At 43.6% G+C, this 22,954-nt stretch carries 23 protein-coding genes and 1 other RNA gene; 17 read left to right on the top strand and 7 right to left on the bottom strand.

What is annotated here, in order from left to right; translation table 11 throughout:
- The first annotated feature begins 24 nt into the window (after positions 1-24).
- The 6 genes from ruvB to DM09_RS05445 are packed head-to-tail and all read left to right on the top strand — an operon-like array spanning position 25 to position 3,738.
- Positions 25-1,044, top strand: coding sequence for a Holliday junction branch migration DNA helicase RuvB (gene ruvB / locus DM09_RS05470; RefSeq protein ID WP_051938236.1), 1,020 nt, complete (start codon positions 25-27; stop codon positions 1,042-1,044).
- On the top strand, positions 1,041-1,463 hold the full coding sequence (locus tag DM09_RS05465; RefSeq protein ID WP_038248314.1) for a hypothetical protein: 423 nt from the start codon (positions 1,041-1,043) through the stop codon (positions 1,461-1,463). The genes ruvB and DM09_RS05465 overlap by 4 nt, the downstream gene beginning before the upstream one ends.
- Positions 1,463-1,864 carry a tol-pal system-associated acyl-CoA thioesterase gene (gene ybgC, locus DM09_RS05460; protein ID WP_038248311.1) on the top strand — a complete coding sequence of 134 codons (402 nt, stop codon included), beginning with the start codon at positions 1,463-1,465 and terminating at the stop codon, positions 1,862-1,864. The genes DM09_RS05465 and ybgC overlap by 1 nt, the downstream gene beginning before the upstream one ends.
- Positions 1,861-2,559 (top strand): protein TolQ, encoded by a 699-nt coding sequence (gene tolQ, locus DM09_RS05455; RefSeq protein WP_232507765.1) that lies wholly within the window; start codon positions 1,861-1,863, stop codon positions 2,557-2,559. The genes ybgC and tolQ overlap by 4 nt, the downstream gene beginning before the upstream one ends.
- Positions 2,560-2,608: 49 nt before the next feature.
- The gene (tolR, locus tag DM09_RS05450) at positions 2,609-2,983 is read left to right on the top strand and encodes a protein TolR (RefSeq protein ID WP_232507764.1); all 375 of its coding nucleotides are present in this window, start codon (positions 2,609-2,611) and stop codon (positions 2,981-2,983) included.
- An 11-nt stretch (positions 2,984-2,994) separates the two neighbouring features.
- Positions 2,995-3,738, top strand: a complete 744-nt coding sequence (locus DM09_RS05445) for a TonB family protein (protein ID WP_051938195.1) — start codon at positions 2,995-2,997, stop codon at positions 3,736-3,738.
- A gap of 14 nt (positions 3,739-3,752) precedes the next feature.
- Here DM09_RS05445 and DM09_RS05440 read toward each other — a convergent pair whose 3' ends face one another.
- The 5 genes from DM09_RS05440 to metG are packed head-to-tail and all read right to left on the bottom strand — an operon-like array spanning position 3,753 to position 10,663.
- Positions 3,753-4,229, bottom strand: a complete 477-nt coding sequence (locus DM09_RS05440) for a CBS domain-containing protein (protein ID WP_038248301.1) — start codon at positions 4,227-4,229, stop codon at positions 3,753-3,755.
- A gap of 42 nt (positions 4,230-4,271) precedes the next feature.
- Positions 4,272-7,676: a UvrD-helicase domain-containing protein gene (locus DM09_RS05435; RefSeq protein ID WP_051938193.1), complete on the bottom strand. Its 3,405-nt coding sequence runs from the start codon at positions 7,674-7,676 to the stop codon at positions 4,272-4,274.
- Positions 7,673-8,581: a fructosamine kinase family protein gene (locus DM09_RS05430; RefSeq protein WP_038248299.1), complete on the bottom strand. Its 909-nt coding sequence runs from the start codon at positions 8,579-8,581 to the stop codon at positions 7,673-7,675. Before DM09_RS05430 ends, DM09_RS05435 begins: the two co-directional genes overlap by 4 nt.
- Positions 8,556-9,083 (bottom strand): DUF2062 domain-containing protein, encoded by a 528-nt coding sequence (locus DM09_RS05425; protein ID WP_038248298.1) that lies wholly within the window; start codon positions 9,081-9,083, stop codon positions 8,556-8,558. The genes DM09_RS05430 and DM09_RS05425 overlap by 26 nt, the downstream gene beginning before the upstream one ends.
- A gap of 5 nt (positions 9,084-9,088) precedes the next feature.
- Positions 9,089-10,663 carry a methionine--tRNA ligase gene (gene metG / locus DM09_RS05420; protein WP_038248297.1) on the bottom strand — a complete coding sequence of 525 codons (1,575 nt, stop codon included), beginning with the start codon at positions 10,661-10,663 and terminating at the stop codon, positions 9,089-9,091.
- A 137-nt stretch (positions 10,664-10,800) separates the two neighbouring features.
- On the opposite strand from metG, the gene DM09_RS05415 reads away from it, so the two are divergent.
- The 3 genes from DM09_RS05415 to DM09_RS05405 all read left to right on the top strand — a co-directional run bounded on the left by DM09_RS05415 (position 10,801) and on the right by DM09_RS05405 (position 14,939).
- Positions 10,801-11,310 carry a GNAT family N-acetyltransferase gene (locus DM09_RS05415; protein WP_051938191.1) on the top strand — a complete coding sequence of 170 codons (510 nt, stop codon included), beginning with the start codon at positions 10,801-10,803 and terminating at the stop codon, positions 11,308-11,310.
- 250 nt (positions 11,311-11,560) lie between these two features.
- Positions 11,561-12,652 carry a bifunctional diaminohydroxyphosphoribosylaminopyrimidine deaminase/5-amino-6-(5-phosphoribosylamino)uracil reductase RibD gene (ribD, locus tag DM09_RS05410; RefSeq protein WP_232507763.1) on the top strand — a complete coding sequence of 364 codons (1,092 nt, stop codon included), beginning with the start codon at positions 11,561-11,563 and terminating at the stop codon, positions 12,650-12,652.
- Positions 12,627-14,939: a DNA internalization-related competence protein ComEC/Rec2 gene (locus tag DM09_RS05405; RefSeq protein WP_081881106.1), complete on the top strand. Its 2,313-nt coding sequence runs from the start codon at positions 12,627-12,629 to the stop codon at positions 14,937-14,939. The genes ribD and DM09_RS05405 overlap by 26 nt, the downstream gene beginning before the upstream one ends.
- A 58-nt stretch (positions 14,940-14,997) precedes the next feature.
- Here DM09_RS05405 and ssrS read toward each other — a convergent pair.
- Positions 14,998-15,166, bottom strand: a non-coding RNA gene (gene ssrS, locus DM09_RS11355) — 6S RNA.
- 266 nt (positions 15,167-15,432) lie between these two features.
- Here ssrS and DM09_RS05400 point away from each other — a divergent pair.
- The 5 genes from DM09_RS05400 to rsgA all read left to right on the top strand — a co-directional run bounded on the left by DM09_RS05400 (position 15,433) and on the right by rsgA (position 18,592).
- Positions 15,433-15,681: a type II toxin-antitoxin system Phd/YefM family antitoxin gene (locus tag DM09_RS05400; RefSeq protein ID WP_038248295.1), complete on the top strand. Its 249-nt coding sequence runs from the start codon at positions 15,433-15,435 to the stop codon at positions 15,679-15,681.
- Positions 15,678-16,091 carry a type II toxin-antitoxin system VapC family toxin gene (locus DM09_RS05395; protein ID WP_038248293.1) on the top strand — a complete coding sequence of 138 codons (414 nt, stop codon included), beginning with the start codon at positions 15,678-15,680 and terminating at the stop codon, positions 16,089-16,091. Before DM09_RS05400 ends, DM09_RS05395 begins: the two co-directional genes overlap by 4 nt.
- Before the next feature lie 2 nt (positions 16,092-16,093).
- Positions 16,094-16,300, top strand: coding sequence for a helix-turn-helix transcriptional regulator (locus DM09_RS05390; protein ID WP_318024144.1), 207 nt, complete (start codon positions 16,094-16,096; stop codon positions 16,298-16,300).
- Between the two features lie 299 nt (positions 16,301-16,599).
- Entirely contained in the window at positions 16,600-17,277 is a 678-nt protein-coding gene (locus DM09_RS05385; RefSeq protein WP_038248291.1) for a spermidine synthase, read from the top strand.
- Positions 17,278-17,476: 199 nt separating this feature from the next.
- Positions 17,477-18,592 (top strand): ribosome small subunit-dependent GTPase A, encoded by a 1,116-nt coding sequence (gene rsgA / locus DM09_RS05380; RefSeq protein WP_038248289.1) that lies wholly within the window; start codon positions 17,477-17,479, stop codon positions 18,590-18,592.
- A gap of 160 nt (positions 18,593-18,752) precedes the next feature.
- Here rsgA and DM09_RS05375 read toward each other — a convergent pair whose 3' ends face one another.
- Positions 18,753-19,916 carry a glycosyltransferase gene (locus tag DM09_RS05375; protein ID WP_081881116.1) on the bottom strand — a complete coding sequence of 388 codons (1,164 nt, stop codon included), beginning with the start codon at positions 19,914-19,916 and terminating at the stop codon, positions 18,753-18,755.
- Between the two features lie 184 nt (positions 19,917-20,100).
- Here DM09_RS05375 and rpoZ point away from each other — a divergent pair, with 184 nt between their 5' ends.
- Genes rpoZ through DM09_RS05360 form a run of 3 tightly spaced genes read left to right on the top strand, consistent with a single transcriptional unit; the run spans position 20,101 to position 22,952 of the window.
- On the top strand, positions 20,101-20,349 hold the full coding sequence (gene rpoZ / locus DM09_RS05370) for a DNA-directed RNA polymerase subunit omega (protein ID WP_038248287.1): 249 nt from the start codon (positions 20,101-20,103) through the stop codon (positions 20,347-20,349).
- A gap of 48 nt (positions 20,350-20,397) precedes the next feature.
- The gene (locus tag DM09_RS05365) at positions 20,398-22,569 is read left to right on the top strand and encodes a RelA/SpoT family protein (protein ID WP_038248284.1); all 2,172 of its coding nucleotides are present in this window, start codon (positions 20,398-20,400) and stop codon (positions 22,567-22,569) included.
- Entirely contained in the window at positions 22,566-22,952 is a 387-nt protein-coding gene (locus tag DM09_RS05360; protein ID WP_038248281.1) for a Rid family detoxifying hydrolase, read from the top strand. Before DM09_RS05365 ends, DM09_RS05360 begins: the two co-directional genes overlap by 4 nt.
- The last annotated feature ends 2 nt before the right edge of the window (positions 22,953-22,954 follow it).

The following is a 22,954-nucleotide window of genomic DNA, read 5'->3' as shown; positions in this document are numbered from 1 at the left end:
TTTGAACCTTTTGATGATGACGATATGGAAGAGCGCGTGGTTGCAGCTGCTTCCCAAGGTGAAGAGGTCTGGGACTCTGCACTTCGTCCCAAAACATTGGCAGAATATGTTGGGCAACCTAAGATTTGTGAAAACTTGTCCATTTTTATTCAAGCTGCAAACAAACGCCAAGAATCTTTAGACCATGTATTGCTTTATGGCCCTCCTGGTTTGGGTAAAACCACATTGGCGAACATTATTGCCAATGAAATGGGGGCGCAAATCCGTTCAACTTCAGGACCAGTGATTGAAAAACCTGGTGATTTGGCTGCCATGCTCACCAATCTGGAAGAAGGTGATGTATTATTCATTGATGAGATTCACCGTTTGAATCCACAAGTTGAAGAAATTCTCTATCCCGCCATGGAAGACTTTCAGCTCGACATCATGATTGGGCAAGGGCCTGCTGCGCGTTCTATTAAAATGGATTTGCCACGTTTTACCTTGCTTGGTGCAACCACACGCGCTGGTTTGCTGACCAATCCATTGCGTGATCGTTTTGGTATGATGATGCGTTTGGAATTTTATAATCATGCAGACTTGAGTCATATTGTGAAACGCTCTGCATCATTGTTGGAAATTAAAACCAATGAAAATGGTGCCGAAGAAGTTGCACGTCGCTCTCGTGGTACACCACGGATTGCGAATCGTTTGTTGCGCCGAGTTCGTGATTTTGCTGAGGTTGAGCATGATAGTGAAATCACTTTGGATGTTGCCAAATCAGCATTGGATAGGTTGGATGTGGATGAGTATGGTTTGGACTACCTCGATAGGAAGCTATTGGCTGCATTAATTGATAAATATGGTGGGGGCCCCACTGGCCTTGATACTTTGGCAGCATCCATTGCTGAAGAGCGGGATACTATTGAAGATGTGCTTGAACCCTATTTGATGCAAGAAGGGTTTCTCACACGCACACCACGTGGTCGTATGGCTACACCATTGGCATATACACATTTAAAACGGGATTTACCCGAATCTGATAAACAAGGATCATTGATATGAAAATTACATTATTTAGTTTAAGCATTTGCGCTGCATTTTTTCTTGCAGGCTGTGATGATAAACCTGCAAACTCTTTAGTGGGTAGCTGGAAGTCGGATAAAAGTAAAACTTTGGCATCTATGCATAGCATGAAAGATATACCTGATGAAACCAAAGCTTATTTGGAGAAAAACTTTTTTGGGCGTTTGACCATCACTTATACTGAAAACACGTATAGTGCAGTGCTTGATGGTGAAAAGGATATTCGTCCAGATAGTTACCCTTATCGTATTGTTGAAGAAACAGATGATTATTATATTGTGGAAAATGAATTGTTGGGTACAAAATTTAATAAGAAACTATTCAAAGATAGAGCTTGTTATTATGAGCTCACTTCAGAATGGAATTTCCGTGAATACTTTTGTCGGGTGGATGATTAATGATGCACCAGTTGGATGTTCGTATATATTATGAAGATACGGATGCAGGTGGTGTTGTTTATCATGCCAACTACTTAAAGTTTATGGAAAGGGCGAGAACTGAAGCCTTACGCAGTTGTGGTTTTGAACAAAGTGAAATTGCAACGCAAGATGATGTTATCTTTGCCCTTTCACAATCGGATGTTCGTTATTTACGACCTGCGGTTTACGATGATTTGATTCGTGTAGAAACGCAATTACTTGCAGTAAAAGGTGCGCGTATCTTGTTTAAGCAAGCCATATACAGGAAACAAGATGTATTGGTGACTGCGGATATTACCATTGCCACCATTAGCAAAGAAGGTAAAGCAAAACGAATACCTGAGTATATTCGAACACGTTTACTTAAGGAGATCTCATGAGTGAAACCGTGAATCATAATTTGTCCATTTGGACGCTGATTTTGGATGCTGGTATTGTTGTACAACTTGTACTGATTTTGTTATTAATACTTTCTTTTGTTTCTTGGGCTATTATTTTTAATAAGTGGCGGACATTTAAAGGGGCGAAACAAGAAGACACAAAGTTTGCCGATTTGTTTTGGGGCGGCTCGGATATGCAAAAAGTGCTCGCTGCAAGCAAAACCATGAAGGCAAGCCCTCAGGCTATGGTATTTCAGCAAGCATTTCGTGAATACTTAAAAGCCAGGCAAGCAGCCCAACAACAGCAAGAAGGTGAAGTGACAGCGGCAACGGGTATGTTAAGTGTGCGTCATGCTATGGATACGGCATGGTCTAAACAAATGGATCAATATGGTCATCATTTATCATTTTTAGCCACAGTTGGTGCAACAGCACCATTTATTGGTCTTTTTGGTACGGTTTGGGGTATTATTGATGCTTTTCAGAATATTGGTATCAGTCAAAATACATCTTTGGCAACGGTTGCACCTGGTATTGCCGAAGCATTGGTTGCGACAGCCTTTGGTTTGTTGGCAGCCATACCTGCAGTGATTGCATACAATACATTTAGTGCGAAAATGAAGGTATTAAATGGTCGTTTGGATGACTTCACCCATGAATTCATGAATATTCTTGCGCGGCATGTAAGAAAATAAGATGGAGCCACGCAAACGACATACACAATGGGATGATGAGCTAAAACCCATGTCTCAAATTAATATTACACCTATGGTGGATGTGATGTTGGTGTTGTTAATTATTTTTATGGTGGCAGCGCCCATGTTAACCCAAGGTGTGAATGTAGACTTGCCTGATGCCAATGCCCCACAAATCCGCCAACAAATCGAACCTTTGGTGATTTCAATTAAGAAAAATGGTGATGTGTTTATGCAAAATCATCAAGTTGATATTATGCAGGTTGCACCAAGAGTTGCGGCTATGCGCAAAGCGAAACCCAACCTTCCAGTATTTATTCGGGGTGATGCCAAAACAGCCTATGGAAACGTGGCGCGTATCATGGGCGATTTGGAAGCTGCGGGTATTAAACAAATATCTTTGGTCACTGAGCCACAGCATTAATACACTTATGTATGCTTGAAAAACGTGACTTGATTCTTGCTTTTGCCTTGCATGTGCTGGTTGTTGCCGTGATTGCAACGCTTCAAGCATGGCAGACAGAGCGAAAACCTATACCTGAGCGTTTGATTCGGGTGAATATGGTGAGTTTAAAAACTTTACAAGCCATGATGCAAAAACCTGAAGTAAAAACAAAAAATAAGCCCAAAATCAAACCAAAAGCTAAGCTGAAAACAAAACCAAAAGCCAAACAAAAAACTAAACCGAGGCCCACGCCAAAACCAAGAAAGAAACCCAAGGTTGCACTGGTTGCCAAACCCTCGCCTAAACCAAAAAAGAAAAAGGTGATTGAAGAACCCGATTATGATCCTTTTACACCCTTGGAATCCGCACCCGAGCCGCAAGAAAAATCAGCGCCTAAGCCGAAAACAAATAGCAAACAAGTATTACAAGACCTGTTGCAAGGGCAATTGTCAGAGCAAGAGCTCAACCGTTATATTCTTGGTATGCAAAAAGCAGTAGAGCGACAATGGAAAGTGCCCATGGAAATGATGGACAAGGTTAAACCCGCATTGGTATCTTTAACGCTAGCACCAACAGGAGATGTACTAAAGGTAACAATCTTAGAATCATCTGGTTCAGCCATGTTGGATGACTCCTTACGCAAGGCTATTTATGCTGCAGCACCATTTGAATTGCCCGCAAAACAGTTTGAATTATTTAAAAACAATACGATTCGTTTTTACCCTATTGAGTAATGAAGAAAGCAGGTTTATTCAGCGTTTTCTTGCGCTTTGGCCGCGCGTTTAGCCAATGCTTTAATCACATCATGTTTGCTGACTAACCCTTCAATACTGTTGCCATCAATCACAGGTAAGTGGTGCACGGCGGTGTCACTCATCAAGGTTGCCAAATCATTAAGCGAAGTATCAGGGGTGACTGTTTTTAGCTCCGTTGCCATGAGTTCTGCAGCTGTGAGCGCTTCTAAACGTTTGATTTCTTGTGCAAACCTATCTTCACCTAGTGGCAACACCATATCAAATACGGCAATCGCCGTTGGTACATGCAAGTTGGCTTGTTGGTCAATCAGGTCAGATTCAGTGATAATACCTTGCAAACGTTCTTCATCATCAAGAACCAATAAATAGTCGGTATTTTTATCCGAGAATTGTTGGATTATGTCTTGGATAGGGGTATCTAATAGACAATGTTCAGGATTGGGGTTCATCATATCTTTGGCTTTGAGCATAACACTCTCCTTGTGATGCTTTTTAGGTTAGTAGTATAACACTTATTGCCACTCTCGCCAACCATCAACCATAGGAAAGTATAATGCTGCTTTGACCTGCCGTTCTGGTTCTAAAGCTTGTACAGCTTTGACATAGTTGGGCAATTGCGTGGTTTCAACAGTGTAGCGGTGGAGCTCTTGATCCAACCATGCATCCAAGTCATCATCTTGATGCCAACCTGTTTTATAATCAATAATCCAACGTGTGCCATCTTGGTCAATAAAACTTTGATCGAGGATGAAATGTTTGCAAATTTTATCGTCAACAAAGGTTAATGCCCACTCTTGCTGTCTGCTTTGGTGCTGATTGGATAAAATCCAACGCGCTTTATCCGAGTTTAAAATATTATCCAAGCCTTGTTCGCAACGTTGCATGGCTTGTGCCAGATAGGTTTGGTTATTAATACCTTCACGCTGTAATATATGACGCATGAATGTAAGCAAAGCAGGGCGGTTTGTCTCTTGCCATTGTTCTATACCCAGCTGCGCAATGCGCTGAAGTGCAGCATGAAAAGCAATGCCTATACCACGCGCTGTAGCACTTGCCCACGTAAACTCTGGTTTGATGTGTTGCTTGGGTGATAAAGTACCCATGCTGGTGCTCGCGATAGATGGTTGCGGTTTAATCGCTGCAAGAGGCATAGCTATGCGTTGGTGTGGTGCTGTTTGTAGGTTTTGGTATGTTGGGTTTTGTGCAATATGATGTTGGATGATTTCGGCAGAATAACAGCTTTCATCTTCTTGCCATAATAAAGCCAGCAGTGATGATGATACGGGTTGGGCAGTTTTTTCAGAAACATGCCCAAACAAATGCAATTCAGCTTTAGCACGGGTACATGCAACATACAAAAGGCGGGCGGTTTCTAAATTGTCTCGCTCTGCTTCAAAGCTTTGAATAAGTTGGTAAATACCATTGTCAGCAGCACTTTTGTTGGGTAATGGGGCTAACAATAGTTGGGTTTTGCCTGCAGCGTAGGTTTCTGTTCGCACCAAAACATCTTTGTCACTTGCGCGAGGTGTTTTGCCTAAACCTGGCAATAAAACAGTATCCCATTGTAACCCTTTTGCACCATGCATGGTTAAAAGCTCAATGTCGCCAGCTTGGGGCAGTGATTCAGGTTTGGCATACAACTGATGCAAACGTTGATCAAGCAGGTCTAAATTAAAGTCTTGCTCTTGTTCCAGTGCACTTAACAAGTCGAAAAAGGAAGATGTATTGCTGAGTTGATTTGCTGATAATATGGTGGGTGCTTGTAAACGTAACCATGCGCTCTCTATGCAACGGCGCAGTGAAAAACGACCGATACTTTGCATAGCAGGTTCAAGCGCTTGAACGGCATGTTGGATGCGTATGCGTTCATCTGTTGCAATCGTATAGGATGTTGGCTGCTCTGTTGTTAAATCTTTTAAACTCGACCAGACAGATAGGGGCCTGCTTTGAAAAATATGTAATAATGTTTGTAGCGATAAACCAATACATGGTGAGCGTAATACTGCAGCCCATGCCACATGGTCTGAAGGGTGGGTTAAAGCTGCCGTTAAAGCACGTAAATCAATTATTTCAGGCTGTTGGTGTAAAGGCAGCATGTCTAAGGCACGAAATGCGATATTTTCACTTTGTAATAGGTGCATTAAAGCATGCAGGTGACCACGGTTTCGCGCCAAGACACCAACACGTTTTCCCTCAGCCTTGGCTTGGCGGATAATATTCAACATGGCTTCACTTTCGGCAGCATCATCACGTTGGCTGAAAATATTTAAGCAGACTTTACCTTGTGTTTTTTTGAAAGCATGAGATTGATGGTATTGGATAGCACCCGATACCATATCATTTTTTGCAGGAAAAATAGAGGCAAAGGCGAGGTTGACCCACTCAACAATAGCAGGTGCAGAACGAAAGTTTTGCGATAATGATAAAAAGGAAACATAGGGTAATTGAAGTTGATTTTGTGCAGCTTGAATAAATAAACGAACTTCTGCTTTGCGGAACCGGTAAATGGACTGCATAGGGTCGCCAACCATAAATAAACTGCGCCCATCATCGTGCCAACCTGCGGTTAAACGTCGCAATACATCGATTTGTAAGGTGGATGTATCTTGAAACTCATCAACCAATATATGTTTGATTTGATGGTCAAGGCGAAGCAGGGCTTCACTGGGTATCACATTGCCCTGTTCATCTTCATGCCCCAATGCTTGTTTAGCTCTTAGCATCACTTCAATAAAATCCACTTGTTTGTGTTGTGAAAAGACTTGCCAAAGTTGTGCGGCAAGTTGTTTGAGGCTGATAAACAATGCCTGTAATACATGCCAATCGTCATTGGAAAAATGCGGGGAGCGAGGCAATAAACGGATTTGGTTTAGTTTTTTTAGGGTTTGTGGGTCGTCGGCGATACAAGCCAATATTTGTTGCATGGCTTCCTTGTGGGCAGCATGTTCTTTGCCTGCTGGAAACCCTTCATTTTTGGTCAGGCGTTTACGCGGTTGTATCTTTTTTAGGTCATTGGTTAATAATAAAAATACCAATGCTTTCCACTGTGCCAAGTCTTCTGTTTGGGTGTTTGGCATCTGTTGTATATCTAGCAAGGTTTGTAATCCATGTTCATCTGCTTTTTCTACATCGAGATGTTTGGCTGCTTGGGCTGCAATGGCTGGTAAGTCTGCACGTAAAGAGGCAGGCAGGGCGCTCAAAGCTTCTGTGAGATGATGTTCGATAACATCTTTTAAGCATTGTTCAAGATGCAAACGAAATTGGGGCATATGGGCTGTGGGTAATAATACATCGGCTAACCACTGCTCACGCCTGCCCAGCAACATGCATAAGACACTCGTGAGTTTTTCGATGTTGCAGTCCATGTGCAAAATTAAACGCTGAACGGCTTGTTTGAGTTCATCTGGTGCATGTTTTTGGTTGGCATCTACCAGCAAGTCTTGCACGGCTTGTTGGTACAATGGTTCGCTAAAGTCTGCCGTGGTTGGTGTTTGCCCAAAGCCAGAGAGAATAGGGAGTTGCCTTGCCAAGCCTGAGGCAAAAGCGTCTAAGGTCATGATACGAAGTTGGGCTGGGTGTTGGGTGAGCTGCCAGTTTTTTGCTTGGGACTGTTGCAATGCTGCTTGGGCGAGTTGCCAAGTGGTTTGTGCATGAGCCTCTTGTGGTTTGCTTGTGGTTTCTGCTGTTTGTAATGCTTTAATTACCCGTTCACGCATTTCTGCGGCGGCTTTGCGGGTGAATGTTAAGGCTAAAATTTCTTCAGGTGCTTGGACGATTGCCAATAGGGCTAAAATACGTTGTACCAATAGCTCGGTTTTCCCTGAACCAGCAGGTGCTTGCACCAAATAGGAATGCTGTGGGTCAATGGCTTGGCTGCGTGTTTGTGCATCAATGACTGGTGTGTTGGGTTGGCTCATGAGACCTGACTGATGAGTTGCTGCATCATAGACTGACTTTGCCCAATATAACCACCACCAAAGAGGTTAGCATGATTGAGGATATGATACAGGTTGTATAAATCTTTACGTTGTTCGTAGCCGTTATCCAATGGGTAAACATGGTTGTAAGCTGCATAAAAGTCAGCGGAAAATCCACCAAAAAGCGTGGTCATCGCCAAATCACATTCTCTATCACCATAATACACGGCAGGGTCAAAGATGAAGGGTTTAGCTTTTGTATCTGCTGCGGCATTACCCGCCCATAAATCACCATGCAATAACGATGGTATGGGTTGATGACCTTGCAGTAATTGGGGAAGCAGACTTAGAAGTTGTTCTGCTTCATCTTGAAGACTGTTGTAAAAGCCATGTTGTGCCGCCAGTTTGAATTGTGTGCCCAATCGCTGCTCTGCCCAAAAACTTAACCAATCTTTTGTCCAACCATTGGTTTGCAGATTTTCTCCAATCACATTATCTGCCTCAAAACCAAATTGGGGTGCAGTTTGTTGGTGTAGTAGTGCTAAACCTTGACCAAGAGCCGTTTGAGAAGCAGGTGTTTGCTGCCCAAACTCGATATATTCAAGAATCAGCCAGCTGTATTGTTCATTGCTAGCCAGTGTATAAAGCTTGGGGATGTGTAAGGGGTTTTCTGGGCTGATATGGTCGTGGAGTGTTTGTAAGCCTAAATATTCTGCTTCTAAGGTATGGTATTTATTGGCTAGATTGGTTTTGACAAAAAACTGTTGCCCACACTGGCTGTGAACATGCCAAGCTTGATGAATCGAGCCACCTGATACTGATTGCCAAGTATCAAGTTGTATATCTTGCCCTAAAACCTCAGCAAGACTTTGACTGATATCAGTGCTTGCGGGAAACCTTGGCATGTTTACGATTTCTCCAACTTTTCATCACACGCCACCGCCAAAAAAGCTGAATACCAAAGTAGCCCAACATTGAGCTTACCACACCAACAATAAAACAGCCCAATAAAAAAGGTTGCCAAATCAGCAATGTACCATGGATTAACCAATCCAGTGTTAGCTCCATTTCAAAGGGGACTTCACCAACACCCATCACTACAGCACCAATTTTATAAGCGGCATAAAACATGGGTGGCATGGTAAAGGGATTGGTAATCCAGACCAAAGCAATGGACATGGGAAGGTTTGCACGAAACAAAATTGCACCACCTGCTGCCAATACCATTTGAAAAGGTACGGGCACCCAAGCACAAAATAAACCTACTGCAAAAGCCTTGGCAATAGAGTGTCGGCTAAAGTGCCACAATTCACTGGCATGCAGCAATGAACCAAAAATTTTCAAGTATTTATTATCTTTGATTGTTTTTGGGTCGGGCATGTATTTTTTGAGAAGTTTGCGTGGCATGGGTATTAGCTGTCCATGCGTGGGAAAACAGGGCTAGGTTTTTGGCATTGATGTCCAGCTTCCAATAATCCCCAACCTGCAACATCTTGCATGCGCAAGGCATCAATATTGATGTCGGTATTCATGATTTGCGAAAGCATTTGTTCCATTTTGACAGGCATCACGGGCGATAGCTGTACGGCAATCAAACGCAGTGCTTCCACCAAATGATAAAGCACAGTATCTAAGCGCGCATCATTGCCTTCTTTGGCAAGTGTCCAAGGTGCATTCTCAGCCACATAACGGTTGCCATGGCGCACTACTTGGCTGATGCGTTCAATCGCCAAATGGAATGCTTGGTTGTTCAAATGTTCGTTTACTTCGCGTTGCATGCCTTCAATATCAGCAATCAATGCACGGTCTTCGCTTTGTTCTTCTACCACAGCAGGCAATACACCATCTCTATACTTTTGCAGCATAGACAAAGAGCGATTGAGTAAGTTGCCCACATCATTGGCAAGCTCGGTGTTGTAGCGCGTTTTGAGTGCATCATGTGAGAAATCACCATCCAAACCAAAAGGCACTTCACGCAACAAGAAATACCTAAGCGTATCACTTTCATATTGATCTAATAAATCGGCAGGGCGCAAGGCATTGCCTTTGGATTTACTCATTTTTTCGCCTTCCACTGTCCACCAGCCATGGGCAAACACACGCTTAGGCAATGGAAGTTCAGCCGCCATCAACATCGCAGGCCAATACACTGCATGAAAACGCAAAATATCTTTACCAATCAAATGCACATCGGCAGGCCAGTATTTCATGTTTTCTGTGTCTTCTGGGAAACCAAGGGCTGATAAATAATTGCTTAGCGCATCAATCCACACATAAATCACATGCCCTTCATCATCAGGCACAGGCACCCCCCAAGAAAATGTGGTGCGAGAAATGGATAAATCTCTTAAGCCGCCTTCAACAAATCGAAGCACTTCATTTTGACGCGAAGCTGGGGCAATAAAATCAGGGTTTTCTTTGATATGTTCAATGATTTTGTCTTGGTATTCACTGAGTTTGAAGAAGTAGGATTCTTCCTGAATTTTTTCAACGCTGCGTTTACAATCTGGGCAAATTTCAGCCGTAAGACAGTTTTCTTTTTCAGGGTGGGTTGCATCTTTAAGCTGGGTTTCTGTCCAATAGGTTTCGCATGGCACACAATACCAATCTTCATAAAATCCTTTGTAAATTGCACCGTTATCCAAAAGGCGCTTCCACATAGCATGCACGCCAGCTTTATGGCGGTCAGAGCTTGTGCGGGTAAAATCATCATTACTAATCGATAATTCTGGCCACAATGTTTCGTAGCGTTGCACAACCTTGTCTGCCAGCGCAATTGGCGCAATATCGCGGGCTTCGGCAGCTTGTTGTACTTTTTGACCATGCTCATCCACGCCCGTTAAGAAAAACACATCATCGCCCGAAAGCCTGTGATGACGCGCCAATACATCGGCTGCAATGGTGGTGTACATATGCCCCAAATGTGGCTCATCATTCACATAATAAATCGGTGTGGTCACATAATAAGGCTGCGTACTTTCGGGCATGGGTGGTTTATCCTTAGTCTTAAAAATAATTGTGCCGCATCTTAACAAAAAAGCTGAGGAAAAACACGGTATATTCATGTTCACAATCATGTCATAAATGTATATTAGCTTCGCGTCGAATTTTGCACTATTGGAGCATGGCTGTGTTGGTAAGCGTGATACAAAAGAAAAACAGCAAACTTGCCAAGCATGGTATGCGTATCCGCGAGGCGACTACAGAAGATTTGCGTAAGTTGACAGTGTTGGTCAGTGAACTTTTTGCCATTGAATCTGATTTTAAACCCAATGTCCGTAAACAACGGCAAGGTTTGGCTTATTTGATGGAATGTGAGCAGGCGACCGTGCTGGTTATGGATTTGAATCATGAAATCATTGGGATGTGTACCTTGCAACCCCTTATTTCTACCGCAGAAGGTGGGACTGTAGGTATGGTGGAAGATTTGATTGTTGCCGAAGCTTGGCGTGGTCAAGGTTTGGGTACGCAGCTTTTAAATGCAGTGGAAGCCGTCGCTTTAGCACAAGGTATGAGTAGGTTACAACTGCTTGCAGGACGTGGCAATGCAGAAGCCCAATTGTTTTTTGATAAACAACAGTGGCAAAAAACCAATATGCGCGTGCGGCGAAAAAAGCTTTCGTTGCCTACTTAGGGAAGGTCTAAACAAGTCATCAACTCGCATCTTGTACAGCACACCCAAAGTCTGCGTTGTGCGTTTAAGGAATAGCTGAGCTATTACTTGCAACACGCGCCTCGCCTAAGAGCGCCTACTTTTGGAGATTTTGACTGCCCTGAACCAGAACTTGTTTTGTCCAGATCTGTTTAGACCTTCCTTAGGTTTTCTTAAGGAACTTTCTTAAATAAACTTCAAAAATCAATGCTTTGCTGTAAGCTTGGCTATGATGAACGAAGAAACTTTAACAAATATACATCAACAATGGATGCAAATGGCGTTGTCTGAAGCCATGAAAGCTGTGGGTAACACTCATCCTAACCCTGCTGTGGGGGCAGTGATTGTGCGCGATGGTCATGTGTTGGGTAAAGGTTTTACCCAAGCTTGTGGTGGCAATCACGCTGAAGTTGAAGCGTTGAAAAATGCAGGTGATGTGTCGGGGGCAGCGTTGTATGTCACCTTAGAGCCATGTGCATCCCAAGGGCGAACACCTGCTTGCACATCAGCGATTATTCCATCAGGTATTCAAACCGTAGTGTATGCATCATCAGACCCCAATCCTAGTATGGCAGGCGGGGCACAAGTTTTGGCAGATGCAGGTATAGAAGTGGTGGCAAATGTCTGCCAAGCCGAAGCTGATAGCCTAAATCGCCCGTTTTTTCATTATATTCAACATAACATGCCATGGGTGATTGCCAAAGCTGCCATTTCATTGGATGGAAAAATGGCAACACGCACCAAACATTCGCAATGGATTAGTGGCGCAGCCTCTCGCAAACATGCGCATGGTGTTCGCGCTTTGTGTGATGCGATTGTGGTGGGCGTAGGCACATTGGTTCATGATAATCCATCGTTAACCGTGCGTGATGCAGCCATTATGGGCAAACCACCATTAAGGGTGATGCTGGGTAAACATGCACCCAAACCTTGGAAAGATTGCAAGCTGCTCTCAGGTGAGGCTCCCAGCCGTTTTTATGTGATTCATGATAGCGATGATGCTTTGGCTTGGTCTGAGCTGGGTATGGATGTGGTGTTGGTGGAGAATTATGAAGCTGCATTTCAACATTTGGCAGCTGATGGTTGTTTGCAAGTCTTGCTTGAAGGTGGTGGAAAGCTTCATGCTGCATGTTTGGAGCATGGCATAAGCAATGAATTATTACTTTACCAAGCACCGCTTTTGATTGGCGGGGTGGATGCCATGAGTTTTTGGCATGGTGAGGGTGTAGAAACCATGCAGAATGCGCTGCATATCGCCAACATCGAGCGGCAAATATTGGGTGATGATATGTTGATTCGTGGGGATATTGTTTACCCTGCTTAAAAATATTCCGCTGTTATTGCCCAGCCTTGCTTGGGTATTGGGTTTGCTGTTTGCACGTTTAGAATGGGTTGTTTTTCCTTATTTTCTTATCTTTTTGTTGTTGTTGCCATGGTGGCGAAAGCTGTGGTTTTGGTTTTTACTTGCAGGTTTATTGTTTGGTGGTTTCAGTCTTGTTTGGCAGCAACAGCAAACCCGTGTACATGACAGTTGGTTGGGGCAAAAGATACATATCCAAGCTCAAATCCATGATATTCGACATACAGCGCAATACACACGTTTGCGGCTCGAAAATGTTCAGCGTGATGATGGTAACAAGTTAGATGCGCTGATTGATGTGTATGTCTATCATCAGCAACTTAAATTATTGCCCGACATGCAAATTGCTGCCACGGTAAAACTACACAGACCACACAATAAAAAGAACCCTGCTTATTTTGATTATGTGCAATACATGTTTACGCAAGGTGTTGCAGCTTCGGGCAGTGTGTCTGGGTCGATTGAAGTGTTGCATCAGCAAGTTTCGTGGTTGACGCTGGCAAGGCAGCATATACGCCAAGCGTTATCGGGTTTAGACAAAAACCAGCAAGGTATATTACTGGCTCTATTGCTTGCCGACAGAAGCCAGATTCCTTTATCTATTGATGATACCTTTGCCGCCAGTGGGGTAACGCATTTGCTGGCGATTTCAGGTTTGCACATGGGGTTGGTCGCAGGTTGGTTTTTTTTGTTGGCATGGTGGCTGATGACACGGCGAGAAGCTTGGATTGTGCGTTTTCCCGTGCGCTTGGTGGCATTAAGCGCGGGCGTATTGTTGGCTTTTACTTATGCCTTGCTGGCAGGGTTTCCTATCCCTGCACAACGCGCTTTTTTGATGTTGCTAGCGGGTGTGATTGCATGGTTGACGCGAGCAAGCCAAGTACCTTTAAACACCATGTTTGTTGCTTTATTACTGATTACTATGTTCGACCCTGCATCCGTATTATCAATTTCATTATGGCTTTCGTTTGTGGCGACTTCAGCATTGATTATTTGGGCAGGTCAACAAGCTGCGACCAAATCTATGCTTGCCCAAGCGTGGTTGTGGTTTAAGGGGATGTTTTGGGTATCGGTGATTGCATCGTTGGCAACGCTGCCCTTGATTGGTTATGTGTTTGAACGTTTACCCACATGGAGTTTGCTTGCCAATGTTGTGCTTGTGCCTCTCTATGCGCTTTGGGTGCTGCCTTTGGCATTGCTTGGTGAATTGTTGGCATTATTAGGGTTATCAGCATGGGCGAGCACGGTTTTTTCGTGGTCTGCGGTGGGTATTGAGCAAGGAAACCAGTATTTATTATGGATACAAGATTTGCCATTGGCAGATGTTTGGCTGCGGGCTGATATGCCGTGGTTGTTTGTTGTATTGGGTTTATTATTGCTTGTGGTGGGCGTTTTATGGCTGCAAGCAAGACGTATTGCAGCAGCTTCGTTATTATTGGTTGGTTTATCGGCTTATGTTTGGCTGGGTTTATCCGAAGCGGAAGTGGTACGACCAAAATTGCATGTTTGGGATGTAGGGCAGGGTGCATCGGCATTATTATCCTTGCCTGATTTTCAATTGTTGGTGGATGCACCTGGTAAACGCGGTAGCAAATACAATGGTGGCTCTATTGCAGCCCAAAATATGCGACACCTTGGCTTGCTGCATGTGGATGCCATGGTGATTTCACATGCACAATCGGATCATGCAGGTGGTTTAAGTCGGTTATTGGCAAATTTGAATGGTGTGGGTGCATTGTGGTTGGCAGATGTACCCAAAAATCGTATGTATTTCAAAGATATACTGGATAAATATCCTGTTCAATGGTTAAAAAAGGGTGATGTGCTAACGCTGGGGCAAGGTGTACACATGCAAGTTTTATGGCCACCGCAAGGTTATGCGCCGAAAAACAATAATAATGCTTCCTTGGTTTTACGGGTTAGTTTTTCGGATGGGCAAACGCTACTATTGATGGGAGATGCCGAAGCACCTGTTGAGCGTGCCTTGTTGGCATCTCAAGATGCGGAAAACCTGAAAGCTATTGATGTGATGCTCATGCCACATCATGGTAGCAAAACATCGAGTACAACCCACTTCGTCAATCAAGTGCGCCCCAAGCTGGTGATAGCACAAACAGGTTACCAAAATCACTACGGTTTCCCCAAAGATGAGGTGGTCAAACGTTATCAAGATGTGGGTAGTCAGGTGTTGGATACTGCCGATGGTGCGGTGCGGGTGATATTTGAAGATGGTCATCTAAATATAGAATAAAAAAAGAAAAAGGCCTGCTCGGGGAGGGGGGAGGAAGGGAGAGCAGGCCTTTTCTTTGCATCGAAGCACTGACGTTGTAACCTACAAAAACAGAACCCTAAAATGTTAGGGGGATGTCGCTCTTTGGTTTTAGGTTTCCCAACAAAGGGAACGCACACCACCATCGATTGACTTCCATATAAAACGTATCGGTTCAGTTTTATAAGTTACAACGTTAGTACTACGACACGCTGTTGATATAAGTATAGCAGAAGCTGTGCCAAAGTTGGTTGAGAAAAAAAATCCTTTATATACAAATATTTACATATTTATAAGGATTTATGTTGTAGTGCTTTTATTTTAGGGCTTTGAGGTTATATGTTCAAGATTTTGACAAGCAGTTAACCTTTTGACACATATCTTTTTGAAATCACAATTTGTGATTTCAAGTTGAGGAGATCTTGCATAAACAATCTGGTCGGTCTAGTCTGTTCGTGGTAGTTTGGAGGTGTTTATGACAAGCTGGCAATTACAAGATGCAAAAGCGCGTTTGAGTGAAGTGATTAAATCTGCGGTTCAAGAAGGTCCACAAGAAGTGACGGTGCGCGGTAAACCTTCTGCCGTTATTCTCTCTGTAGAAGCATATCAAGCGATGAAAAAACAACGCCCCGATTTTGTTTCGTTTATGCAGCAGTCTCCATTGCAAGGTGAAGATATGGATCTGCAACGCTCTGAATCATTAACACGAGATATTTCACTGTGAGTTATTTGCTGGATACCAATGTGTTATCCGAATTGGTTCGTCCCAAGCCAAGTGAGTCTGTGCTGGCATGGTTTGCGGATGTACCCGATGAAAGCCTATTTATCAGCGCATTGACCATTGGTGAAATTCGTAAGGGCGTAGAAGGCGTGCCTGATGCAAGGCGCAAGGAAAAGCTACGTGTTTGGTTGGAGCATGAGTTACCTGAATGGTTTGGTAAGCGGGTATTAAGTATTGATGTGCATGTAGCAGAGCGATGGGGAAGGCTACAAGCGCAAGCCAAGCGACCTGTACCAGCCATTGATAGCCTACTTGCAGCCACAGCACTGCATCATGAATTACGAATGGTGACACGAAATGAAAATGACTTTGACTATCAAGGACTTGAAGTGATTAATCCTTGGGAAAGTTAAATATGAAACGAATGGTATGCCCCACACATCCCGGTGAAATCTTAAAAGAAGATGTATTGCCTGAATTGGGAATCACAGTCACCAAATCAGCGAATCAACTTGGCGTGACGCGCGTTGCCTTATCTTGTTCAATGGTAAAGCAGGTATTAGCCCTGATATGGCATTGCGATTGGCAACATGGTTGGGAAGCAGCCTTGAGTCATGGGTAAATGTGCAATCCACTTATGACCTTTATCAAGCACCACAAAAGAAAAGGCCAAATATTAAGCCTGTGCAAAGTACTACGCATAAGTGTGAAGCTGCATGATTGCAAGACCTGACCCAGTGTGAGTGGAGGTTTAATCTGGGTTCTTCAAAAGAGCAGCTTGATGACCTCAAAAAACTGCTTAAAGAACTTTATTAGGTGTCAGCCCCTTATTTTATTTAACTCAATGGAGAATCAATTCAATACTGTACTAATGTTGGTTTAACTTGCTACATCCAGTTTAACTGTTTTAAATGCTCGCCCATGAGCGAATATACTTTACTTGATACTTCTACCGAACATGGTTTAACCATGCGTATATTTCAGAGTGGGGATGAGTTTTCCATTCGGGTGGACAGCGAAGATAGCGAGCTGATGAACAATGAATTTCACTATTCAGAGGATGCGTTGGCGGAACTTGCTTGTGAGCCGATTCGGCATAGAAAGAATGCACATGTGTTGGTCGGTGGTTTGGGTATGGGGTTTACGCTTGCTTCGACATTAAAACATACAAACGCTGATGCCACGGTGTCTGTGAGCGAACTGATGGCTGCAGTGGTGCGTTGGAACCAGCTTTATCTTGGCAAAGGTGCTGGTTATCCCATGAAAGATAAACGAGCGCGCATTATCAATCAGGATGTAGGCAAGGTGATGCGAGAGCATAAAGACACCTTTGATGCGATTATGCTTGATGTGGATAATGGCCCTAATGGTTATACACGCGATAGCAATGATTCCTTGTATGGGCTTGCTGGGCTGACCAATGCCCATGAAGCGTTGAAAAGCGGAGGTGTGCTCACGGTGTGGTCTGCTGCACCTGATATAGAGTTTACGCAACGTATGATGAAGGTTGGCTTTGAAGTGGAGCAGAAGCTTGTGAAAAGTCATCCCGAACAAACGCATGGGGCAAGGCATACGATTTGGATTGGTACACGCTACTAAAACCTCCGCATCATGCGCCTTTAGTACCCTCCAGGGTGTTCCCTCTGTATTAGCATTCACCTAAGGGCGGAAATCCAGTGGTCGCAAGTTTCATGTGGACTCTCTTGCTTCGCAATTTACCCTATCGCGAGAGTGACAGAAATTTTGAGTGATGCGTGTAAACCTTTCCCAAAGATAAATACTGATTAGTGTGTGCCCCGTGAGTTTAAGCGATATTGGATTAGATAGTTGGTTTGAAGAACATGCGAAGGCATTTTGTGTTGAATCGCAAAGTGTGGCGCGTGTCGTGGCTGTGGATAGAGATAGGCTTGTGGTGCACAATGGTTATGAAGAGTTATCTGCGGAATTATTAGGCAAGTTCTTTTATGGTGCAGAGCGGGCAACGGCGTTTCCGTGCGTGGGCGATTGGGTTTGTTTGGAGCATCATGATGCCAAAACAGCGTCCGCCAAACCATTTGCCAGTATTCATACCGTATTACCGCGCAAAACCCTGCTCAAACGCAAAGCATCGGGTTATGATGATGAGTTCCAACTGCTTGCTGCGAATGTCGATACGGCATTGATTGTGATGGCATGTGATTATGATTTTCATGTGCGTAAACTTGAGCGGTTTCTGGTGTTGGTAAACGAGGGCAAAGTTGAGCCTGTGCTGATTCTGACCAAAACCGATTTGATGCACCCTGAAGACATTGAAGATTTATTGTTTGATATTGAAGATGCTGGGATTCATATCAAAACCATTCAGTTGAGTAATAAAACGGGTGAAGGTGTGGATAAGGTTAAAGCACTGATTCAGCCCAAGAAAACATATTGTATGATTGGCTCATCAGGTGTGGGCAAAAGCTCGTTGATGAATCAACTGCTTGGCTCTGAACAATTTGAAACCCAAGAAGTCAGTGCCAACGGGGAAGGGCGGCATACCACAGTGCGTAGGCATTTGATATTGCTTGAACAGGGTGGGATGTTGGTGGATATGCCAGGTGTGCGCGAGCTTGCGATTGCTGAAGTCAGCGAAGGTATTGAAGAAAGCTTTGAGGATATTCTTGAGCTGGCGTTGTCGTGTCGATTTTCCAACTGTGGGCATAGCAATGAGCCAGGGTGCGCTATTGTGGCGGCGATTGAAAATGATAAGCTTGATATCGACCATTACGATAACTATTTGAAAATACAGAAGGAATCAGCGCATCATAAAACGACTTACCCCAAAGAGCGGCGCAAAGGTAAAAATGCCAGCCGCCTTGCTGAATCGAAAACACGCAACAAAAAACAACGCCTCACCGAAGCCCAACTCAAAGAAGCCAAACTCAAACATTAAGTGTTTTTAGAAACCATTAGACAACAATAAGCTATCTTACATTTATACAGCATTGGACATGAATTGATTAACTTTACTGATCGTCATTCCCGCGAAGGCGGGAATTCAGTGGTTGCAATGTTTATATGGACTCCTGTCTTCGCGGGAGTGACAGGGGATTTTAAGTTGGGCGTGAGTGGTTTTTTGCTTCAATCCAACGTGACATAAACTCTGTGCTGCGGTGGTGATGATGGTTAAGCATTAAACCTGTAAAATTCTTCTGGCGATGGCTCTCCAAATGCTCTTGAGCATTTAGAATACGTTGTAAGAGGTTTTGTTGGTTGATTTCCTTGTTAAACCATGTGTTCACAATGTTGAAGCCATGGGTTTGGGCTTGTTGCCATTGGGTTTTGTTTTCATGCAAAGCTACGGCGGCATGGGCAAAGGTTTGTGCGTCATCAGCGATGCTTCCAGCCCAATCCAAACCACCCGTCATACCCTCAGAACCAATATTTGTAGCCACAGTAGGTGTGCCAAACATCATGGCATCGGCAAGTTTGGTTTTGATGCCAGCGCCAAAACGGAGCGGGGCAAGGCAAACACGGGCTGCTTGCATGACATCCTGCACATTTTCGGCTCTGTCTTTAATAAAAAAACCTTGTTTAGTATTGTTTAAGGCTGTGGCTTTGGGTGGGGTGTATGCACCATAAATATGTAGCTCGGCTTGGGGAAGTTGCTTGCGAATCAAAGGCCAAATTTCTTCTTTGAGCCAAAGCACAGCATCCCAATTGGGCGCATGTCTAAAATTACCAATGGTCATAAAATGTTGCCGTTGTTCAAAGTTTGGTGATGTGTCGGGGTTTGGAGCACCCAACATAAAGGGGCAGAGGTGCAGCAAAGCTTTATCTATGCCAAAGTGAGATTGTAATAAGTCATACTCATAATCGGATATAATAATAGATAAATCAGAGCGATATATGGCGGCAATTTCACGCAATGCAATATGGTTGTGTAACATGCTAGAAGTGAATGGCTGATTGGCTTTTAAGGCTTGGTGTCGGGCTTCTCTTAGGCAATGTAAATCAATGGTTTCAATGATGCGCAAGGCATTGGGGCAGGTGTTGGCAAGGCGCCAGCCAAACTGCTCTTCCATCATAAAGCGGTCAAAAATCACGATGTCAGGTTTTAAGTCAGCGATAAAATGGTCAAAGGAACTACAATTTAATGCCACTTCTTGGGTATGGATGCCTAACCTTTCTAGTCTGTTTGAAGCTTGGTTTTTTGTGGCTGCACAAGCAAAGGTGATCTCCCAATGTCGCGCCTGAAATAGCTTGATATGCTCCATGATACGCACGCTTGCGCCTGTGGATTGTGGCTCAGGCCAAACCAGACCTAATATGAGTACATGTTGTCTTTTGTTTATCAATGTTTACACCTTTAAAATCGACAAAAGACTAGCGGAAAAATAAAAGGCATGACAATCAAATTTGATTTGATACCTTTGCCTCATTCCCTTTGGAGGTCTTATCATGGCTCGCGTTACTATTGAAGATTGTGTACGTTATTATCCTAACCGCTTTGAAATGGTTGTATTAGCGGCGCGTCGTGCCCGCCAGTTGCAAAATGGTATGCCAAGTGTGCTTGAAGATGAAGGACACAAACCTGCGGTTCAAGCCCTTAAAGAGCTTGGTGAAGGTTATGTATCTTGGGAGAATGTATTTGAGCTTGAAGAGCAAGAGCGTTTGCAAGCACAAGCCCAAGAAGATATTGCTGAGTAACCTGCGCTTTTCCTGACTCATTTTCTCTCACTTGATGATTGACCATTTATGAGTCGCATTTTTGAAATAACCGAACAAATCAAAACTTATATGCCCAAAGCTGACGTGGAGTTGGTGAATCGGGCATATGTTTTTGCTGCTCACGCCCATGCACGGCAACGCCGTAGTTCGGGTGAATTGTATATTATTCATCCTTTGGGTGTGGCAAAAAATCTTGTTGATTTAAAGCTTGATGTAAGCTCTGTGGTCACGGGTTTATTGCATGATACGGTGGAAGACACCCATGTTACCCTAGAAGATATTGAAAATCGTTTTGGTGAAGAAGTCGCCCGTTTGGTGGATGGTGTTACCAAAGTGGGTAAAATTCATTTTATCTCATCCGAACATAAAAAAGCAGAAAACTTCCGCAAAATGATTATGGCAACCGCCAAAGACTTGCGTGTATTGTTGGTTAAACTGGCAGACCGATTGCATAACATGGAAACACTTGGTTTTATGCGACCAGATAAACGCAAGCGTATTGCCATTGAAACCATGGAAATTTATGCACCGCTGGCACACCGCCTTGGCATCCATTGGGTGGCACAGCGCATGGAAGATTTATCTTTTCAACATGCAGAGCCTGAAGCTTATCAAGCATTGCATCAAAAACTGGAAGGCAAGCTGGACTTCTTGGTGGAAACCAAAAGGCGGTTAGCTGGTATTATCCAAGAAGCATTACACAGACAAGGTATTGATGCGCAAGTACAAGGGCGCATGAAAAACATGTATAGCTTGCATCAGAAAATGCAGCGTAAACGTCTTGATTTTGATGAGATTTATGATTTCATGGCATTTCGGGTGATTGTTGACGATACACCTGCTTGTTACCATGTTTTAGGTATTATCCACAGCTTATACAGACCAGTACCGGGTCGATTTAAAGATTATATTGCTTTGCCTAAACCCAATGGTTACCAGTCGTTGCATACAGCGGTGATTGGTCCTGATAATTTTCGTATTGAAGTGCAAGTGCGTACAGAAACCATGCACCATTATGCTGAAGATGGTGTGGCTTCACATTGGATTTATAAAGCCAATGAATCAAAGAATGGTGGCGATACCGAATTAGAAGGTTTCCAATGGTTAAAACAACTTGCAGAAACCTTACACACGGCTGAAAATCCTGGTGAGTTTCTTGAAAATGTACGTTTGGACTTGTTTGTTAAAGAAGTTTATGTGTTTTCACGTGATGGTGATTTGTTTGCCTTGCCGCGGGGTAGCACAGCTTTAGACTTTGCTTATGCCATTCATACTGATGTGGGTAACCATTGTATGGGTGTGCGCATCAATGGCGAACCTGCTGAATTTAGCCAAACATTATACAATGGTGATGAAATTGAGGTGTTAACCAGCCCTGAGCAAACACCATCGGGTAAATGGTTGAAAATTGTAAAAACATCACGCGCCAAACAGCAAATACGGTATTGGTTGCGTGGTCAAGAAAAGGAAGAAGCGATTCGTTTGGGTAGCCATATGTTACACAATGCTTTGGGTGACTTTACCATACGTCATGATGTGTTGCAGTTTGCAGGTTGCAAGGATGATGTGGAGCTTAAAGAAAAAGTTGGCCGTGGTGAGTTAGAGGTCAGTACACTATTTAAGTATTTAAACAAGGATATTTCACATTCTTTTATCCGTAAACCTTTTGCCGAAGCCAAAATGCATGCTGCCAGCTGTTGTTATCCAATTCCTGGCGATAGTGTGGCTGGTGTATTTGAGTCTGGTCATGGTTTTATTGTGCATGACATCCATTGTAAGGTCTTACAAAAATTAGAAGATAAATCAGTAGATGTAGACTGGCAGCCAACAGAATCTTGTTTATATAACACGGGTATTGAAGTTTTTTGTCAAAATGAAAGGGGCTCGCTCAGTTTGGTTACAGCTTGTCTTGCCGAGCAGAATGCAAATATTGAAGACTTGAAAATTGAACAACGACCGGGTTCTTTATCATCGTTGTACATCTTGCTTGAAGTTGAAGATAGACTGCATTTGTCTCGTATTTTTAAAGCTTTACGTGCCTTGCCTCATGTGTCACGCGTGCATAGACATCACAATGAATCTTTACAAGGTCAGCGAGTGAAAGGGCGATTCGGTTCGGTATTCCGCAGTGTTGCCTCTTTAGGTCAGTCCATTCGCCGAACATTTGTAGAAAAAACGATAAGAAGGAAAAAGAAATGACGCAATTGCAAACTGTACACACCAAAGATGCACCCAAAGCAGTGGGTGCTTATAGTCAAGCCGTTAAACATCAAGGTATGCTCTATACATCAGGACAAATTGGGCTTGACCCAACATCAGGGCATATGGTTGCCGATGATGTGGTAAACCAAACCAAGCAGGTTGTAGCGAATTTAACGGCTGTGATTGAAGCTGCGGGTGGTCAGTTAAATCAAATTGTTAAAGTCACCATTTTCCTTGAAAACATGGATGATTTTCCCAAAGTGAATCAAATTTATGCAGACTGGCTCGGTGAACATAGACCTGCGCGCTCTACAGTTGCTGTAGCTGCATTGCCATTGGCTGCCAAAGTTGAGATGGACTGTGTTGTGGCTATTGGATAATT

This window comes from Ghiorsea bivora (genome assembly GCF_000744415.1).
Classification (GTDB): domain Bacteria; phylum Pseudomonadota; class Zetaproteobacteria; order Mariprofundales; family Mariprofundaceae; genus Ghiorsea; species Ghiorsea bivora.
This window is presented reverse-complemented; position numbering and strand designations above follow the sequence as displayed.

Excerpts from the sequence above, each read along its gene's own strand:
- ybgC (WP_038248311.1), top strand. The coding sequence starts at position 1,463 with ATGATGCACCAGTTGGATGTTCGTATATATTATGAAGATACGGATGCA.
- metG (WP_038248297.1), bottom strand. The coding sequence starts at position 10,663 with ATGCCCGAAAGTACGCAGCCTTATTATGTGACCACACCGATTTATTAT.
- DM09_RS05400 (WP_038248295.1), top strand. The coding sequence starts at position 15,433 with ATGACAAGCTGGCAATTACAAGATGCAAAAGCGCGTTTGAGTGAAGTG.
- ruvB (WP_051938236.1), top strand. The coding sequence starts at position 25 with ATGGAAGAGCGCGTGGTTGCAGCTGCTTCCCAAGGTGAAGAGGTCTGG.
- DM09_RS05365 (WP_038248284.1), top strand. The coding sequence starts at position 20,398 with ATGAGTCGCATTTTTGAAATAACCGAACAAATCAAAACTTATATGCCC.
- DM09_RS05360 (WP_038248281.1), top strand. The coding sequence starts at position 22,566 with ATGACGCAATTGCAAACTGTACACACCAAAGATGCACCCAAAGCAGTG.
- rpoZ (WP_038248287.1), top strand. The coding sequence starts at position 20,101 with ATGGCTCGCGTTACTATTGAAGATTGTGTACGTTATTATCCTAACCGC.
- DM09_RS05435 (WP_051938193.1), bottom strand. The coding sequence starts at position 7,676 with ATGAGCCAACCCAACACACCAGTCATTGATGCACAAACACGCAGCCAA.
- ribD (WP_232507763.1), top strand. The coding sequence starts at position 11,561 with ATGAACGAAGAAACTTTAACAAATATACATCAACAATGGATGCAAATG.
- DM09_RS05415 (WP_051938191.1), top strand. The coding sequence starts at position 10,801 with ATGGCTGTGTTGGTAAGCGTGATACAAAAGAAAAACAGCAAACTTGCC.
- DM09_RS05430 (WP_038248299.1), bottom strand. The coding sequence starts at position 8,581 with ATGCCAAGGTTTCCCGCAAGCACTGATATCAGTCAAAGTCTTGCTGAG.
- DM09_RS05465 (WP_038248314.1), top strand. The coding sequence starts at position 1,041 with ATGAAAATTACATTATTTAGTTTAAGCATTTGCGCTGCATTTTTTCTT.
- DM09_RS05375 (WP_081881116.1), bottom strand. The coding sequence starts at position 19,916 with ATGGAGCATATCAAGCTATTTCAGGCGCGACATTGGGAGATCACCTTT.
- DM09_RS05425 (WP_038248298.1), bottom strand. The coding sequence starts at position 9,083 with ATGCCACGCAAACTTCTCAAAAAATACATGCCCGACCCAAAAACAATC.
- tolR (WP_232507764.1), top strand. The coding sequence starts at position 2,609 with ATGTCTCAAATTAATATTACACCTATGGTGGATGTGATGTTGGTGTTG.
- tolQ (WP_232507765.1), top strand. The coding sequence starts at position 1,861 with ATGAGTGAAACCGTGAATCATAATTTGTCCATTTGGACGCTGATTTTG.
- DM09_RS05385 (WP_038248291.1), top strand. The coding sequence starts at position 16,600 with ATGAGCGAATATACTTTACTTGATACTTCTACCGAACATGGTTTAACC.
- DM09_RS05440 (WP_038248301.1), bottom strand. The coding sequence starts at position 4,229 with ATGCTCAAAGCCAAAGATATGATGAACCCCAATCCTGAACATTGTCTA.
- DM09_RS05445 (WP_051938195.1), top strand. The coding sequence starts at position 2,995 with ATGCTTGAAAAACGTGACTTGATTCTTGCTTTTGCCTTGCATGTGCTG.
- DM09_RS05390 (WP_318024144.1), top strand. The coding sequence starts at position 16,094 with ATGAAACGAATGGTATGCCCCACACATCCCGGTGAAATCTTAAAAGAA.